Here is a 15,468-nt window from a genome sequence, read left to right as displayed (position 1 = left end):
CTATGGGTGACGCGATCGTGAGGACTCGGGAACGCCAGGAGGACGTCGTCCCGCACCCCGTCCCCGGGACGACGGGTAGGGGCTTCCTGCGCCGTCCGCGCGCCCCGCGCCGTCCCCGTCTCTGGTTCGAGATCCTGCTGATCGCGCTGAGTTACTGGACGTACTCCCTCGTCCGCAACGCGGTGCCGGAACAGCGGACGGCGGCGCTGCGCAACGCCGACTGGATCTGGCACGCCGAGCAGCAACTCGGCATCGCCGTCGAGGAGTCCGTCAATCACGCCGTGAACTCGGTGACTTGGCTGGTCGTCGGCATGAACTACTACTACGCCACGCTGCACTTCGTGGTGACCCTGGGTGTCCTGGTGTGGCTCTACCGCAGTCATCCCGGCCGTTACGCGGCGACCCGGCTGGTCCTCTTCGCGACCACGGGTGTCGCCCTGGTCGGCTACTACCTGTATCCGCTCGCGCCGCCCCGGCTGATGAACGGCGGGCACTTCGTCGACACGGTGATGGTGCACGAGACGTGGGGGTCGATGGCGTCCGGGGACCTGAAGAACATGTCCAACCAGTACGCCGCGATGCCGTCGATGCACATCGGGTGGTCGGTGTGGTGCGGGCTGACGATCTTCGCGCTGGCGTCCGTGCCGTGGGTGCGGGTGCTGGGGCTGCTGTATCCGGCGCTGACGCTGGTGGTGATCGTGGCCACGGCGAACCACTTCTGGCTGGACGCGGTGGGGGGTGTGGCGTGTCTGGCGTTCGGGTACGGCGTGGCTCTCGTCTGGTACGGGAAGCTGCCGTACGCGTTGCCCCGGGTGGTGCCGGGCGCCGCGCGGCGGCGGAGGGTGTTGCCGGGGCGTACGTAGCCGCGGGCGATCGTGCCTCCCCCTGTGCCTGAAGGGCCTGCGAGGCCCCCCGGGGCGGCACCCCCGAGGGGGGCGGCAGCCGTCACGCGTAGAACAGTTCCTCCACCACCGTCCGCGCCCGGCGGGCCGTGCGGCGGTACTCGTCCAGCATGTCGCCCGCGTGGCCCGGGCCGTGGCCCAGGTAGCGGCCGACGGCGGCCAGCTCGCGCGGGTCGGTCGGGAAGGTGTCGCCGGCCCGCCCGCGGACCAGCATCACCGCGTTGCGCACCCGCGTCGCCAGCACCCACGCCTCGTCGAGGATCTCGGCGTGTTCCGGCGACACGAACCCGGCGTCGCGTGCGGCGGCCAGCGCCGGGCGCGTCCGGGTGGTCCGCAGCCCGGCGACCTCGTGCCCGTGCCGCAGCTGGAGCAGCTGCACGGTCCACTCCACGTCGGACAGGCCGCCCGGCCCGAGTTTGGCGTGCAGCTTGGGGTCCGCCCCGCGCGGCAGCCGCTCGGACTCCATCCGGGCCTTGAGCCGCCGGATCTCCCGTACGGCGTCCTCCTCCAGGCCGCCCTCCGGGTACCGCAGCGGGTCGATCAGCTCGACGAAGCGCCGTCCCAGGTCCTCGTCCCCGGCGACGAACTCGGCCCGCAGCAGGGCGTGCGACTCCCACCCCAGTGACCAGCGCCGGTAGTAGGCCTCGTACGACTTCAGGGTGCGCACCAGCGGCCCGGACCTGCCCTCGGGCCGCAGGTCGGCGTCGATCAGCAGGGGCGGGTCGGCGCTCGGCACCTGGAGCAGGCGGCGCATCTCGGCGACGACCTTGTTGGCCGCGTCCCCCGCCTCCCGCTCGCCCACCCCGTCGCGGGGCTCGTGCACGAACAGCACGTCCGCGTCGGAGCCGTAGCCCAGCTCGTGCCCGCCGAACCGGCCCATGCCGATGATCGCGAACCGGGTCGGCAGCACGTCGCCCCACTTGTCGCGCACGACCGCCCGCAGCGTCCCCGCCAGGGTCGCCGCCGTCAGGTCGGACACCGCGCCGCCCACCAGGTCCACCAGGGCGCCCTGGTCGGCCTCGACGGGCTGGGACTCGGTGCCGTAGGAGCCGACGATGTCCGCCGCGGCCGTGCGGAACAGCTCCCTGCGCCGCACGCCGCGCACGGCGTTGACGGCCTGGGTGGCGTCGTCGGCGCGGCGGACCGCGGCGAGCGCCTCCTGCTCCAGCTGGGCCCGGCCGCGCGGCCGCAGTCCCCCGGCGGCGCCGTCGCCGAGCAGTGCGACGGCCTCCGGGGCGCGCATCAGCAGGTCGGGGGCGAGCCGCCCGGCGGACAGGACGCGGGCGAGGTTCTCGGCGGCGGCGCCCTCGTCCCGCAGCAGCCTGAGGTACCAGGGCGTGTTGCCGAGCGCGTCGGAGACCTTGCGGAAGTTGAGCAGCCCGGTGTCCGGGTCGGCGGAGTCGGCGAACCAGCCCAGCAGCACGGGCAGCAGGGTCCGCTGGATGGCCGCCTTGCGGGTGACGCCGGACGCGAGCGCCTCCAGGTGCCTGAGCGCGGCGGCCGGGTCGGCGTACCCGAGGGCGACCATGCGTTCGCGGGCCGCCTCGGGGCTCAGCCGGGCCTCGCCGGGGGCCAGCTGGGCGACGGCGTCGAGCAGCGGCCGGTAGAACAGCTTCTCGTGCAGCCGGCGGACGACGGAGGCGTGCCGCTTCCACGCGCGCAGCAGCCCGGCCACCGGGTCGGTGCGCAGGCCGAGCGAGCGGCCGAGGCGGCGCAGGTCGGCCTCGTCCTCGGGCACCAGGTGGGTGCGGCGCAGCCGGTGCAGCTGGATGCGGTGCTCCATGGAGCGCAGGAAGCGGTACGCCTCGTCGAGCTGGGCGGCGTCGGTGCGGCCGACGTAGCCGCCCGCCGCGAGGGCCTCAAGCGCGGCCAGCGTCGTGCCGCTGTGCAGCGAGGTGTCGGCCCGCCCGTGCACCAGCTGGAGCAGCTGCACGGCGAACTCGACGTCCCGCAGGCCGCCGGGCCCGAGCTTGAGCTGCCGGTCGACCTCGGCGACGGGGATGTTCTCGATCACCCGGCGGCGCATCTTCTGCACGTCCGGGACGAAGTTCTCGCGGTCGGCGGCCTGCCACACCAGGGGCTGGAGGGCGGCGACGTACTCGGCGCCGAGGCCGGGGTCGCCGGCCACCGGGCGGGCCTTGAGCAGCGCCTGGAACTCCCAGGTCTTGGCCCAGCGCTGGTAGTAGGCGACGTGGCTGCTGAGGGTGCGCACCAGCGGGCCGTTGCGGCCCTCGGGGCGGAGGTTGGCGTCGACGGGCCAGATGGAGCCCTCGACGGTGGTCTCGGAGCAGATCCGCATCATGTGCGAGGCGAGCGAGGTCGCGGCCCGCAGCGCCTTGCTCTCGTCGACGTCCGCGCCTTCCGTGCCCGCCGTGCCTTCCGCGGCCTCCCCCACGAAGATCACGTCGACGTCGGAGACGTAGTTCAGCTCGTGGCCGCCGCACTTGCCCATCGCGATCACCGCGAGCCGGCAGCGCGCGGCGTCCTCGGGCGCGGCCGCCTCGGCGAGGGCCAGGGCGGCCCGCAGGGTGGCGGTGGCGAGATCGGCCAGCTCGGCGGCGGTCTCGGCGACGTCGATGGTGCCGCAGACGTCGCGGGCGGCGATGGACAGCAGGCAGCGCCGGTAGGCGACGCGCAGGGACACCGGGTCGGTGGCCTCGGCGAGCCCCCGTTCGAACTCCTCGACCCCGCGGTGCAGGTCCCGCGGCTCGTACGTCACCAGGGCCTGCCAGTCCCCGGCGTGCCGGGCGAGGTGGTCGCCGAGCGCCTCGGAGGCGCCGAGCACCCCGAGGAGACGGTCGCGCAGCGGCTTGGCCGCTATCAGGGTGTCCAGCAGTTCCTGGCGTGCGGTGGGGTCGGGCTGCGCCTCCAGGAGCCGCACCAGTCCGTGCAGGGCGAGGTCCGGGTCGGCGGTGGCGCCCAGCGCCTCAAGCAGCACGGGGTCGGCGCGCAGCTCGGCCAGCTCGGCGCCCTCCAGCAGCCGTTCGGCGGCCGAGGGATCGGTGAAGCCGTGCCGCAGCAGCCGCGTGAAGGTACTGCTCCTGCGCCCCGGCGCCGTCATCTCGGCCTCCTGTCGGACTGTGCGGGCGGTGGGCCCGGCGGGATCAAGGTCGTACGGGCTGAGCGTAACCGGGGATCGGCGCGCGGGCGCCGGGGCGTACCGCTTCCGGATCCCGCTGGACCGGCCCGGGCCCGTGCGCCATCTTGGACACGAACGGTTCGACGAAGCGGACGAAAGCGCCGCACAGTCCGGAGAATGCCGAAGGAGCGTCCATGGACTTCACGCTCGAAGTCATCCCGCTGCCCGTGTCCGACATCGACCGTGCCCGTGACTTCTACCGGGACAAGGTCGGTTTCCACGTCGACATCGACCAGGAGGTCATGCCGGGTATGCGGATCGTCCAGCTGACGCCGCCGGGCTCCGGCTGTTCGGTGGCCCTCGGTGACGCCATCTGGGACATGGCGCAGGGGCAGACCCGGCCGGAACCGGGCTCCTACCAGGGTCTCCAGCTCTGCGTCGCCGACATCAAGGCGGCCCACGCGGAGCTGACCGCGCGCGGCCTCGACGTCTCGGAGCCGGTGCAGTACGCCCCGGACGACGGCGCCACCTTCATGTACTTCAAGGACCCGGACGGCAACGGCTGGGCGATCCAGGAGTACCGGCGCCGGGTGGCGGAGCCGCTGCACAAGGTGCTGGCGGACCTCAAGAGCGAGGGCTGACCGGCCGCGCCGCCGGCCGGTCCCTCAGCCGCTCTCCCGCCAGCGGTTGGTGACCGGCAGGCGGCGGTCCTTGCCGAAGCCCTTGGACGAGATCTTGGTGCCCGGCGGGTACTGCCGCCGCTTGTACTCCGCGATGTCCACCATGCGCAGCGTCCGCGTCACCAGCTCGCGGTCGTACCCGGCGGCCACGATCTCGTCCGCGCTCCGGTCCCGGTCGACGTAGAGGTCGAGGATGGCGTCGAGCACCGGGTAGTCGGGCAGCGAGTCCGTGTCGACCTGGCCGGGGCGCAGCTCCGCGCTCGGCGGCTTGGTGATCGAGTTCTCCGGGATGGGCGGCGTCCGGCCGCGGTCCTCGGCGGCGCGGTTGCGCCACTCGGCGAGGCGGAAGACCGAGGTCTTGTACACGTCCTTGATGGGCCCGTACGCGCCCACCGAGTCGCCGTACAGCGTCGAGTAGCCGACCGCCAGCTCCGACTTGTTGCCCGGCGCCAGGACCAGGTGGCCCTCCTGGTTGGAGAGCGCCATCAGCAGCGTCCCGCGCAACCGGGACTGGAGGTTCTCCTCCGCCAGGCCGGTCAGCTCCAGCGCGCCCGTGTACGCGTCGAACATCGGCTCGATGGACACGGTGCGGTAGTGGAGGCCGGTGCGCCGGGCCAGCTCGGCCGCGTCGTCCCTGGAGTGCCCGGAGGAGTACGCGGACGGCATCGAGACGCCGTACACGTGCGGCGCGCCGAGCGCGTCGCAGGCGATCGACGCGACCAGCGCGGAGTCGATGCCGCCGGACAGCCCGATCAGCACCGAGCGGAAGCCGTTCTTCGTGACGTACGCGCGCAGGCCGGTGACGAGCGCCGAGTAGACCTCCTCGTCGTCGTCCAGCGGCTCGGCGCGCCCGCCGGACAGCCACTGCGCACCGGCGGGGAGCGGCGCCTGCCGCCCGGCTTCCCCGGCGAGGAGCACCCGGTCGATGCGCAGCCCGTCGTCCACGACGCCCGTGGGCGGCTCCGGCTCGGCGGCCGGCAGGTCGAGGTCCAGCACCACGCAGCCCTCGGTGAACTGCGGCGCCCGCGCCAGCACCTCGCCGTCCCGGTCGACGACGATCGAGTCGCCGTCGAAGACCAGCTCGTCCTGCCCGCCGGTCATGGCGAGGTAGGCGGTGGTGCAGCCGGCCTCCTGGGCACGCTTGGTGACCAGCTCCAGCCGGGTGTCGTCCTTGTCGCGCTCGTACGGGGAGGCGTTGACGGACAGCAGCAGCCCGGCGCGGGCCGAGCGTGCGGCCGGCACCCGGCCGCCGTCCTGCCACAGGTCCTCGCAGATGGCCAGCGCCACGTCCACACCGCGCACCCGCACCACGGGCAGGGTGTCGCCGGGCACGAAGTAGCGGAACTCGTCGAAGACGCCGTAGTTCGGCAGGTGGTGCTTGGCGAAGGTCAGCGCCACCTCGCCGCCGTGCAGCACGGCCGCCGCGTTCTGCGGGGCGCCTGCGGGCTGGCCGTACTTCGGCCGGGCCGCCGCCGAGCGGTCGAGGTAGCCGACGACCACGGGGACCCCGCCGAGGCCGTCGTCCGCCAGCCGGGCCGCGAGGGAGCGCAGGGTGGCGCGGGAGGCCTCGACGAAGGAGGACCTGAGCGCCAGGTCCTCCACCGGATACCCGGTCAGCGTCATCTCCGGGAACGCCACCAGGTGCGCTCCCTGCCCGGCCGAGTGCCGGGTCCAGCGCAGGACCGACTCGGCGTTGCCGTCGAGGTCGCCGACGGTGGAGTCGATCTGGTTCAGGGCAAGTCGCAGGCGGGGCACGCGCCCACTCTAATCGTCAGAACGACGCAATGGGGTGACGTCCGTGTTTCCGCGAGATTTCCGGGACCTCACGCGCGGCTCACGTCACTCGCGTCACTCATGTCCGGGGCTTCGCGCCCCGCTCGGCCAGCAGGTCCGCCATCAGCCGGATCTCCGACTCCTGCGACTCCACCATCCCCTGGGCCAGCCGCTTCTCCACGCCGACCGCGCACTTCTCGACGCACCCCTTCGCCATGTGGACGCCGCCCTTGTGGTGCTCGGTCATCAGCTGGAGGTAGTAGACCTCGGCCTGCTTCCCGTCCAGCGTCCCGAGCTTCTCCATCTCGGTGTCGGTGGCCATGCCCGGCATCAGCGAGCCCTCACCGGCGGAAGGGGCGTCGCCCATGCCCATCCAGGTCATGGGCGGGTCGGACGACACCTTGGGCAGCGCCCACAGGTCGAGCCAGCCGATCAGCATGCCGCGCTGGTTGGCCTGGGTCTGGGCGATGTCGTACGCCAGCCGCCGCACCTCCTCGTCGTCGGTGCGGTCCCGCACGATGTACGACATCTCCACGGCCTGCTGATGGTGGACCGACATGTCCCGCGCGAACCCGGCGTCGGCGGAGTCGGCGGCCGGGACCCGGCTGCCGCCGTCGTCCCCGGCGACCGCGAAGGTGATCCCGCCGGCCGCCACGAGCACCGCGGCCGCGCTCCCCGCGATCCAGCCGGCCCGTTTCCGGGTCACTGGGACAGTCCCTGGGTGCACGCGGCCCCGGGCTCGGGGGTCTGCTGGCCCTGGACGTACTTCTCGAAGAACTTGTCCACGTTCGGGTCGTCGGCGCCGGTCACGGTGCGCTGGTGGCCCCAGGCGGACAGCACGATCGGGTCCTTCTGCTTGTCGTCGGGGCTCATCAGCGAGTACGGCGTCTTCTTGACCTTGTCGGCCAGCTTCTCGACGTCGGCCTTCGGGGCCTTGTCGGTGTACGTCACCCAGACGGCGCCGTGCTCCAGCGAGTGCACGGCGTTCTCGTTGTTCAGCGGCTTCGTGTACACGTCGCCGTTGCAGTTCATCCAGACCTGGTTGTGGTCGCCGCCGACCGGGGGCTCGACCGGGTAGCTCACCTTCTTGGTGACGTGGTTGCGGCCGAGGTCGCCCTTCCAGGTCCGCACCCCGTCCGCGCCGGTGACGAACTTGCCGGAGGTCTTGCCGTCGGACGCCGTGTCGCCGGAGGAGTCGTCGGACTGGGACCGGACGAGGAAGACACCGCCGACGACGAGACCGGCGACCACCACGGTGCTGAGCGTGATCGCGAGGATCCGGTTGCGGCGGTCGCGGGCCTCCTCGGCACGCCGCATCTCGGCTATGCGGGCCTGTCGCGCCGTGTTGCTGCTCTTCTTGGCGGAACCCATGGGGTGTTGCCCTTCTGGGAAGAATTCTCGGGACACAGGAGCGGTGAGGTCCGCTGATCGTAATCGCGCGGGGCCTGTCATTCGTAGGGAGATCACAGGATCCGTCCCGGCCGGATCCCCGGAATGGCCCGATCGAACAGATGGCCTCTACGCTGCGGTCACGGGGCGGACCCGCCCGCCGAGGTCCGCAACGCGTACGTAACGGCGCTGTGGTGTGATGCTCAGGTGCCCGACCGCCTCCCGCCCTACCGGAGCCAGGCGGCCTGACCAGCAAGGATGGGGAAGCGGAAGATGGACAAGCAGCAGGAGTTCGTGATCCGGACGCTGGAGGAGCGCGACATCCGGTTCGTACGCCTGTGGTTCACGGACGTGCTGGGCTTCCTCAAGTCCGTCGCCGTGGCCCCGGCCGAGCTGGAGCAGGCCTTCGACGAGGGCATCGGTTTCGACGGCTCCGCCATCGAGGGCTTCGCCCGGGTCTACGAGTCCGACATGATCGCCAAGCCGGACCCGTCGACCTTCCAGGTCCTGCCGTGGCGCGCGGAGGCCCCCGGCACGGCCCGGATGTTCTGCGACATCCTCATGCCGGACGGTTCGCCGTCCTTCGCGGACCCGCGCTACGTCCTCAAGCGGGCCCTGGCCCGCACCTCCGACCTGGGCTTCACGTTCTACACCCACCCGGAGATCGAGTTCTTCCTGCTCAAGGACAAGCCGGTCGACGGCTCGGTGCCGACCCCGGCCGACAACTCGGGCTACTTCGACCACACCCCGCAGAACATCGGCATGGACTTCCGCCGCCAGGCGATCACCATGCTGGAGTCGATGGGCATCTCGGTGGAGTTCTCCCACCACGAGGGCGCCCCCGGCCAGCAGGAGATCGACCTCCGCTACGCCGACGCGCTCTCCACGGCCGACAACATCATGACCTTCCGCCTGGTCATGAAGCAGGTCGCGCTGGAGCAGGGCCTCCAGGCCACCTTCATGCCGAAGCCGTTCTCGGAGTACCCGGGCTCGGGCATGCACACCCACCTCTCCCTCTTCGAGGGCGACCGCAACGCGTTCTACGAGTCGGGCGCCGAGTACCAGCTCTCCAAGGTCGGCCGCTCCTTCATCGCGGGCCTGCTCCGCCACGCCGCCGAGATCTCCGCGGTCACCAACCAGTGGGTGAACTCCTACAAGCGCATCTGGGGCGGCACCGAGCGCACCGCCGGCGCCGGGGGCGAGGCCCCGTCCTACATCTGCTGGGGCCACAACAACCGCTCGGCCCTGGTCCGCGTCCCCATGTACAAGCCCGGCAAGACCGGCTCGGCCCGCGTCGAGGTCCGCTCCATCGACTCCGGCGCCAACCCGTACCTCACCTACGCCGTCCTGCTCGCCGCCGGCCTCAAGGGCATCGAGGAGGGTTACGAGCTCCCGCCGGGCGCCGAGGACGACGTCTGGGCCCTCTCCGACGCGGAGCGCCGCGCCCTGGGCATCGAGCCCCTCCCCCAGAACCTGGGCGAGGCCCTCGCCCTGATGGAACGCAGCGACCTGGTCGCCGAGACGCTCGGCGAGCACGTCTTCGACTTCTTCCTCCGCAACAAGCGGCAGGAGTGGGAGGAGTACCGGTCCCAGGTCACCGCGTTCGAGCTGCGGAAGTCGCTGCCGGTGCTGTAGGGGGCAGGTCGGGGCCGTACTTACCAGGGCGAGCGGGTGTCGCGGCGTGCTTCCGGGGTCTGCTCGGGCAGAGCCGTTTCCTGGTCGGTGCGCAGCAGGACGCCCGGGTCCGGTTCGGAGTCGTCGTCGGGCGGTGCCGGCTGGTGGAAGCGCTCGGTGCGCGCAAGGGCGACTTCCACCAGACGGCCCTCCTGGAACATCCACATCCCGAAGCAGTCGTCGTCCTGGTCGCGAAGCAGAATCTGCACGGTATGCGGATGCGGCCACGGCAGCGACTCCAGGTGCTTGAGCAGGCCCTTGCGGGCGTGCACCTTGTCGAACTCCAGAGCCCACCCGAACTCGTAGCCCTCGTGCCCCGCTATCGGGACGAAGCGGCCTTGCCACGTGCGTTCCGGGTCGTCCCGGGTCAGCGGTTCCATCACCTCGTCCGACCAGCGGGCGAGCACGATGACCTCGGCATCTCTACTCATGCAGGAGTATCACCGCGTCTACCCGAACCACCGCAACCTAACAGCTCATGTTGCCGGTGCTGTTGGCGGAGGCGGGGTCCGGGTCCGGAATCGGTCCCGGAAAACCCGGGAATCTCCACGGCGTTCACCTCGCGGGCGCACGGGCGGGGCGTGGGGTCGCCCTTAACGCCGGGCCCGCGGGCCCGGTGGCGCCGAACCGCCGGGCGACCCGGGGGATGCCGTGAAGATGCCGACGCTTTCCCCGACCGCATCCACACACCGGTGAACCCGGCGGCGCCGGACGGCGCCGGTCAACGGCTCGGCGATGGTGGGCCGTTCGACCCCGTGCTTTGATCGGTGCGCGACGCGCCGGTGGCCCGCTCCGGACTTCCCACTCCGGACGCCGGGCGTGCGCGCCGCACCGCTCCCCCGCCCCACGAAAGGAACAGACCTGCCATGAACACGGTCCCCCAGGTCGACACGGTCGAGATCTCCGACGCGGCCCTGGACGAGGTGTCCGGCGGCCTCGCCCTCAGCACGGTCCTCATCGGAGGCGACGGCGCGCTCGGCGCCGGCCTGCACGCGGAGGCCGGCGCGCTCTCCCTCACCACCGGCCTCGGCGTCTCGACGCCCTTCGGCGGCGCGGCGGCCGAGGGTCGGGCGCACACGATGAAGGCCTGAGCCGGGTCAGGGCCTCAGAGCCACCGCCGCCCCCACGAACCCCGCCCACGCCGTCCTGGTGACGACGAGGCGGGCGCCGTGGGGGCGCTTCGAGTCGCGGATGTGGATGGTGGCGGGGGTTATCGCGACCTCTACGCAGTCGCTGGGATTACTGGTGTCGCTGTAGCTGCTCTTGAACCAGGCCAGGTCGGCGAGGTGTCCGGATGTGCCCTTACGGCTCATGTCTCCCCCAGCAGTTGTTCGATGAAGGCCACTGACTCACGGGCGGGCAGCGCCTCGGCCCGGATACTGCCATAACGCAGTTCGAGGATGCGTAGCTGCCGGGGGTCCGTGACAGGCCGACCGCCGAACTCGTCGTCGGCCCGGCCGACCGCGGTGCCGTCGTCGAACTTGAGCACCTGCATCCGCCCGCCTCCCGGGTGATCACCACGAGACGTCGGCATCACCTGGATCTCCACGTGCCGCAGCCGCCCCACTGCCAGCACGTGTTCGAGCTGTCGGCGGAGAACCCCCATGCCTCCGACGGGACGCCTGAGGGTCGCCTCTTCCTGAACGAAGCTGAGTTGCGGGGCCGGAACCCGTTCGAGCATCGCCTTGCGGCCCATCCGTGCGGCGACGGCACTCTCCAGCTCCTCCTCGGTGAGGGCCGGCCGTCGTCTGCCGAGGAGTTCGCGCGCGTACTCCTCGGTCTGAAGGAGCCCGTGCAGGCTGTAGCTGCCGTACGAGAGCGACTCGACGGCACGCGCCTCCATCTTCGCCAGGTCCCGTACCTGCTTGGGATACCGAACCCTCTTCACGTCCTCCCAGGCCGCCGCGAGGAGGCCGCCCGCGTCGAGCACCTGGTCCGCCCGCTCCAGGTACTCCCGGCGAGGGATCCGCTTCCCGCCCTCGACCTTGTAGACGAGGTCCTCGCCGTACCCGACCGCCACACCGAAGTCGCCCGCCCGCATGCCCACCGCCTCGCGGCGCAGCCTCAGCTGCCTGCCCACGGTGGTGAGGACGGCCACGCCCCACTCGTCGTCCGGGTCGACCTCCCAACCCGGCTCGTCCGCCTCGCCGTTCACCGGCATCCGCACCCCTCCCTACGCGCCGTATCGCAACGCGCGACACGATAGAGGGAGGGCTACGGTGTGTGACGGGAAACGGTCAGTCCGTCACCCCGGCGTGGGACGCGGCCCGGTCGGAGTCCGGCACGTGCCCCGCGACCACGCGATCGCGGCCGGGTGCCGGGGCCAGAGCCGCGCGGCGCCGGTCCACCGCCCAGGCCGTGCCCGCGACCGCGAGGCCGAGGACCGCGAGGGCGGAGCCCGCCGTGGCCGGGGAGGTGACCCCGAATCCGGCGGCCAGGGCGAGGCCGCCGATCCAGGCGCCGCCGGCGTTGGCGAGGTTGAAGGCGGCCTGGTTGGCGGAGGAGGCGAGGGAGGGGGCCGCGGTGGCCTTCTCCATGACCATCAGCTGGAGCGGTGAGCCGGTGACGAAGGCGGCCATGCCGAGCAGGGCCACCGACGCTGCCGCCGTGACCGGCGTGCGCATCAGGAGGGGGAACAGGGCCAGGACGACGACCAGGGAGGCGAGGCCGCCGAAGAGGGTGCCGCGCAGGGAGTGGTCGGCCAGGCGGCCGCCCAGCAGGTTGCCCGCGGTGGCGCCGACGCCGAACAGGGCGAGCAGCAGGGTCACGCTGGTCTCGGCGAACCCGGCGGCGTCGGTGAGCATCGGCGTGATGTAGCTGTACGCGGCGAACAGCGCGCCGAACCCGGCGACCGTCGTGCCGAGGGCCAGCCAGACGGGCAGGGAGCGCAGGGCGGCCAGCTCGCCGCGCAGGCCGGTGCCGGGGGCGGGGGCGCTGTCGCGCGGGACGAGGAGGGCCAGCGCCGCTATCGCCGCCACGCCGATCGCGCTCACGCCGAGGAAGGTGGCCCGCCAGCCGAGCTGCTGGCCCATGGCGGTGGCGGCCGGGACGCCGACGATGTTGGCGACGGTGAGGCCCAGGAACATCAGGGAGACGGAGCGCGCCTTGCGTTCCGGGGCGACCATGCCGGTGGCGACGACCGCGCCGACGCCGAAGAAGGCGCCGTGCGGCAGGCCGCTGACGAAGCGGGCGGCCAGCAGGGAGATCTCGCCGGGCGCGACGGCGGACAGGGCGTTGCCGACCACGAAGAGCGCCATCAGGGCGATCAGGACGGCACGGCGGGACATCCGGGTCGTGGCCGCGGCGAGCAGCGGGGCGCCGATGACGACGCCGAGCGCGTAGGCGGAGACGAGGTGGCCGGCGGTGGGGATGGAGATGCCGAGGTCGTCCGCGACGTCGGGCAGCAGCCCCATCATCACGAACTCGGTGGTACCGATGCCGAAGGCGCCCACGGCAAGGGCGAGCAGGGCCAGGGGCATGAAGGGTCTCGCCTTTCGAGAGCGGGGTCCGTACGGGAGGGACGGGCACAGGGGGACGACTGTATGTTCCCGTACGGAACAAAGACTCTCAGGGCGGGTATTCCGCAGACGAATTCTAGGAAGCCGTTGTGTCGACCTTCACACGCGCGGCGATCGGCAGGTGATCGCTGCCGGTCTCCGGGAGCGTCCAGCTGGTCGTCGGTTCGACGCCGGTGACCAGGATCTGGTCGATGCGGGCCATCGGGAAGGACGCCGGCCAGCTGAAGCCGAAGCCGTCGCCCACGGCGCCCTGCGGGGAGCGCAGCTGGGAGGTGATCGCGGTGAGCGAGCGGTCGTTCATCGTGCCGTTGAGGTCACCCAGCAGGATCTTGCGGGGCAGCTTCTCGTCGGCGATGGCCTCACCGAGGGCGTCGGCGCTCTTGTCCCGCTGCCGGGCGGTGAAACCGGCCTCCAGCTTCACCCGTACGGACGGCAGGTGGGCGACGTACACGGCGATCGGCCCGGACGGGGTGGCGACGGTGGCGCGCATCGCGCGCTTCCAGCCCAGCTCGATGTCGACCGGCTTCACGTCGCTGACCGGGTACTTGCTCCACAGGCCGACGGTGCCGACGACGGCGTGGTGCGGGTACTTCGCGGCCAGCGCCTTCTCGTACGTCGGTACGGCGGACGCCTTCAGCTCCTCCAGCGCCATCACGTCCGCTCCGGCCGCGGCGACGGCGCGGGCGGTGCCCGCCGGGTCGGTGTTGTCGGCGTTGACGTTGTGCGTGGCCACGGTGAGGTCGCCGCCGGAGCCGGTCTTGGCGAAGAGCAGGCCGCCGAAGAGGTTGAACCACACGCTCACCGGCAGCACCAGCGCGATCAGCGCCGTCGCCGACTTGCGCACCAGGGCGATCACCAGCAGGACCGGGATCAGCAGGCCGAACCACGGCAGGAAGGTCTCGGTGAGGCTGCCGAGGTTGCCGATGGTGTTCGGGATGTGCGAGTGGGCCGCCATGACCGCGGCGAGCAGCAGGGCGACCACCGCCGTGACCAGGCCCCGGCGCCAGATCCGCCGGTCGCCGCGCCAGCCGCCGACCGCCCGGCCGAGCAGGCGCCGAATCCGGGTTCCCCGGCGCTCGGGATCCGAGCCGCCGCCGTCCGTCTCCGTGATGTACGCCTGCTGCGCCATACCGTCGCCTCACTGCCTGCTGTGCATACCGTCGCCCCCTGTGCTCAGCACCATAGGGGATGATCGGTTCCGATCCCGCCGTCCCGGGACGGCCGTACTGGCACGAGGACGTACGGGCCGCCCCGCGGAGTTCCGCACCGCGCCGGGACGGGCGGCTCTGTGACAGAACGGGCACATTCGACCCCATGAGCCGTCACACGGCACGAAACGAGGGTCCCCTAGCCGTCGCCCGCCACAGGTGCCACCATGGAGGGGATCCGGGGACGCCGTCAGGGCGCCTCGAGATGACATGAAGGAGCCGTTGCCATGACGCAGCTTTCGGCTGCCCAGACGACGCAGCGCACCCCCTCCGACGGGAGCAGGGCGCTGTACGGGGGCAAGATCAACCGCCGTATCACCGTCCGGGACATCACCGCCGCCAAGGAGCGCGGCGAGAAGTGGCCCATGCTCACCGCGTACGACGCGATGACCGCGTCCGTCTTCGACGAGTCCGGCATCCCCGTGATGCTCGTCGGCGACTCCGCGGGCAACTGCCACCTGGGCTACGAGACCACCGTGCCCGTCACGCTGGACGAGATGACGATGCTCTCGGCCGCCGTCGTACGGGGCACCAGCCGCGCCCTGATCGTCGGCGACCTGCCCTTCGGCTCCTACCAGGAGGGTCCGGTGCAGGCGCTGCGCTCGGCGACCCGGCTGGTCAAGGAGGCCGGGGTCGGGGCGGTCAAGCTCGAGGGCGGTGAGCGGTCGCACGAGCAGATCCGGCTGCTCGTCGAGTCCGGCATCCCCGTGATGGCCCACATCGGCCTCACCCCGCAGTCCGTCAACGCCATGGGCTACCGGGTGCAGGGCCGCGGCGAGGAGGCGGCCCAGCAGCTGCTGCGCGACGCCAAGGCGGTGCAGGACGCGGGTGCCTTCGCGGTCGTCCTGGAGCTGGTGCCGGCCGAGCTGGCCGCCGAGGTGACCCGGACGCTGCACATCCCGACGGTCGGGATCGGCGCGGGTCCGGACACGGACGCCCAGGTGCTGGTGTGGACCGACATGCTCGGGCTGACCGGCGGCCGGATGCCGAAGTTCGTCAAGCAGTACGCCGACCTGCGCAAGGTCATGGGCGACGCCGCCAAGGCGTACGCCGAGGACGTCGTCGGCGGCACGTTCCCCGAGGACGCGCACTCCGTGCACTAGCGGCGTCCGCCAGAAAACCATCGCGGTACGACCCGGCCCCGCCGATCTTCCCCCGTCGGCGGGGCCGGTGGTTCTCCCGCCCGGGAACCCCCGTCCGGTGGCGCCCCCGGCAGGGCTGTCGGCGGGATGTCGGCGGTGCCGG

At 72.1% G+C, this 15,468-nt stretch carries 14 protein-coding genes; 5 read left to right on the top strand and 9 right to left on the bottom strand.

Translation table 11 applies throughout. The annotated features are described in order from the left end of the window. Nucleotides 1-2: 2 nt before the first annotated feature. The gene (locus tag EV562_RS20615; protein ID WP_133888300.1) at nucleotides 3-863 is read left to right on the top strand and encodes a phosphatase PAP2 family protein; all 861 of its coding nucleotides are present in this window, start codon (nucleotides 3-5) and stop codon (nucleotides 861-863) included. An 82-nt stretch (nucleotides 864-945) separates the two neighbouring features. On the opposite strand, the gene EV562_RS20610 is transcribed toward EV562_RS20615, so the two are convergent. Further along, nucleotides 946-3,963 (bottom strand): bifunctional [glutamine synthetase] adenylyltransferase/[glutamine synthetase]-adenylyl-L-tyrosine phosphorylase, encoded by a 3,018-nt coding sequence (locus EV562_RS20610; RefSeq protein ID WP_133888299.1) that lies wholly within the window; start codon nucleotides 3,961-3,963, stop codon nucleotides 946-948. A gap of 212 nt (nucleotides 3,964-4,175) precedes the next feature. Here EV562_RS20610 and EV562_RS20605 point away from each other — a divergent pair, with 212 nt between their 5' ends. Continuing rightward, nucleotides 4,176-4,622: a VOC family protein gene (locus EV562_RS20605; protein ID WP_133888298.1), complete on the top strand. Its 447-nt coding sequence runs from the start codon at nucleotides 4,176-4,178 to the stop codon at nucleotides 4,620-4,622. Between the two features lie 24 nt (nucleotides 4,623-4,646). Here the strand turns inward: EV562_RS20605 and EV562_RS20600 are convergent, their stop codons facing one another. The 3 genes from EV562_RS20600 to EV562_RS20590 all read right to left on the bottom strand — a co-directional run bounded on the left by EV562_RS20600 (nucleotide 4,647) and on the right by EV562_RS20590 (nucleotide 7,805). Then, nucleotides 4,647-6,416, bottom strand: coding sequence for an NAD+ synthase (locus EV562_RS20600; RefSeq protein ID WP_133888297.1), 1,770 nt, complete (start codon nucleotides 6,414-6,416; stop codon nucleotides 4,647-4,649). A 97-nt stretch (nucleotides 6,417-6,513) separates the two neighbouring features. Next, nucleotides 6,514-7,140, bottom strand: coding sequence for a DUF305 domain-containing protein (locus tag EV562_RS20595; RefSeq protein ID WP_133888296.1), 627 nt, complete (start codon nucleotides 7,138-7,140; stop codon nucleotides 6,514-6,516). Then, nucleotides 7,137-7,805, bottom strand: a complete 669-nt coding sequence (locus EV562_RS20590) for a DUF3105 domain-containing protein (RefSeq protein ID WP_133888295.1) — start codon at nucleotides 7,803-7,805, stop codon at nucleotides 7,137-7,139. The genes EV562_RS20595 and EV562_RS20590 overlap by 4 nt, the downstream gene beginning before the upstream one ends. A gap of 291 nt (nucleotides 7,806-8,096) precedes the next feature. On the opposite strand from EV562_RS20590, the gene glnA reads away from it, so the two are divergent. Next, complete coding sequence (gene glnA, locus EV562_RS20585) at nucleotides 8,097-9,458, top strand: type I glutamate--ammonia ligase (protein WP_052840241.1); 1,362 nt, start codon at nucleotides 8,097-8,099, stop codon at nucleotides 9,456-9,458. Nucleotides 9,459-9,478: 20 nt separating this feature from the next. Here glnA and EV562_RS20580 read toward each other — a convergent pair whose 3' ends face one another. Then, a complete protein-coding gene (locus EV562_RS20580; RefSeq protein ID WP_133888294.1) occupies nucleotides 9,479-9,928 on the bottom strand; it encodes a hypothetical protein in 450 nt (149 codons plus the stop codon). Nucleotides 9,929-10,363: 435 nt separating this feature from the next. On the opposite strand from EV562_RS20580, the gene EV562_RS20575 reads away from it, so the two are divergent. Further along, entirely contained in the window at nucleotides 10,364-10,588 is a 225-nt protein-coding gene (locus tag EV562_RS20575; protein WP_133888293.1) for a hypothetical protein, read from the top strand. Between the two features lie 6 nt (nucleotides 10,589-10,594). Here the strand turns inward: EV562_RS20575 and EV562_RS20570 are convergent, their stop codons facing one another. From EV562_RS20570 to EV562_RS20555, 4 genes are all read right to left on the bottom strand, one after another. Then, the gene (locus tag EV562_RS20570; RefSeq protein WP_133888292.1) at nucleotides 10,595-10,810 is read right to left on the bottom strand and encodes a DUF397 domain-containing protein; all 216 of its coding nucleotides are present in this window, start codon (nucleotides 10,808-10,810) and stop codon (nucleotides 10,595-10,597) included. Continuing rightward, nucleotides 10,807-11,658 (bottom strand): helix-turn-helix transcriptional regulator, encoded by an 852-nt coding sequence (locus EV562_RS20565; RefSeq protein ID WP_133888291.1) that lies wholly within the window; start codon nucleotides 11,656-11,658, stop codon nucleotides 10,807-10,809. The genes EV562_RS20570 and EV562_RS20565 overlap by 4 nt, the downstream gene beginning before the upstream one ends. Nucleotides 11,659-11,734: 76 nt before the next feature. Further along, nucleotides 11,735-12,976: an MFS transporter gene (locus tag EV562_RS20560; RefSeq protein WP_133888290.1), complete on the bottom strand. Its 1,242-nt coding sequence runs from the start codon at nucleotides 12,974-12,976 to the stop codon at nucleotides 11,735-11,737. Between the two features lie 115 nt (nucleotides 12,977-13,091). Then, on the bottom strand, nucleotides 13,092-14,144 hold the full coding sequence (locus EV562_RS20555) for an endonuclease/exonuclease/phosphatase family protein (RefSeq protein ID WP_133888289.1): 1,053 nt from the start codon (nucleotides 14,142-14,144) through the stop codon (nucleotides 13,092-13,094). A gap of 306 nt (nucleotides 14,145-14,450) precedes the next feature. Between EV562_RS20555 and panB the strand changes: the two genes are divergently transcribed. Then, nucleotides 14,451-15,326: a 3-methyl-2-oxobutanoate hydroxymethyltransferase gene (panB, locus tag EV562_RS20550; RefSeq protein WP_133888288.1), complete on the top strand. Its 876-nt coding sequence runs from the start codon at nucleotides 14,451-14,453 to the stop codon at nucleotides 15,324-15,326. The last annotated feature ends 142 nt before the right edge of the window (nucleotides 15,327-15,468 follow it).

The organism is Streptomyces sp. BK208, assembly GCF_004364245.1.
Classification (GTDB): Bacteria; Actinomycetota; Actinomycetes; order Streptomycetales; family Streptomycetaceae; genus Streptomyces.
This window is presented reverse-complemented; position numbering and strand designations above follow the sequence as displayed.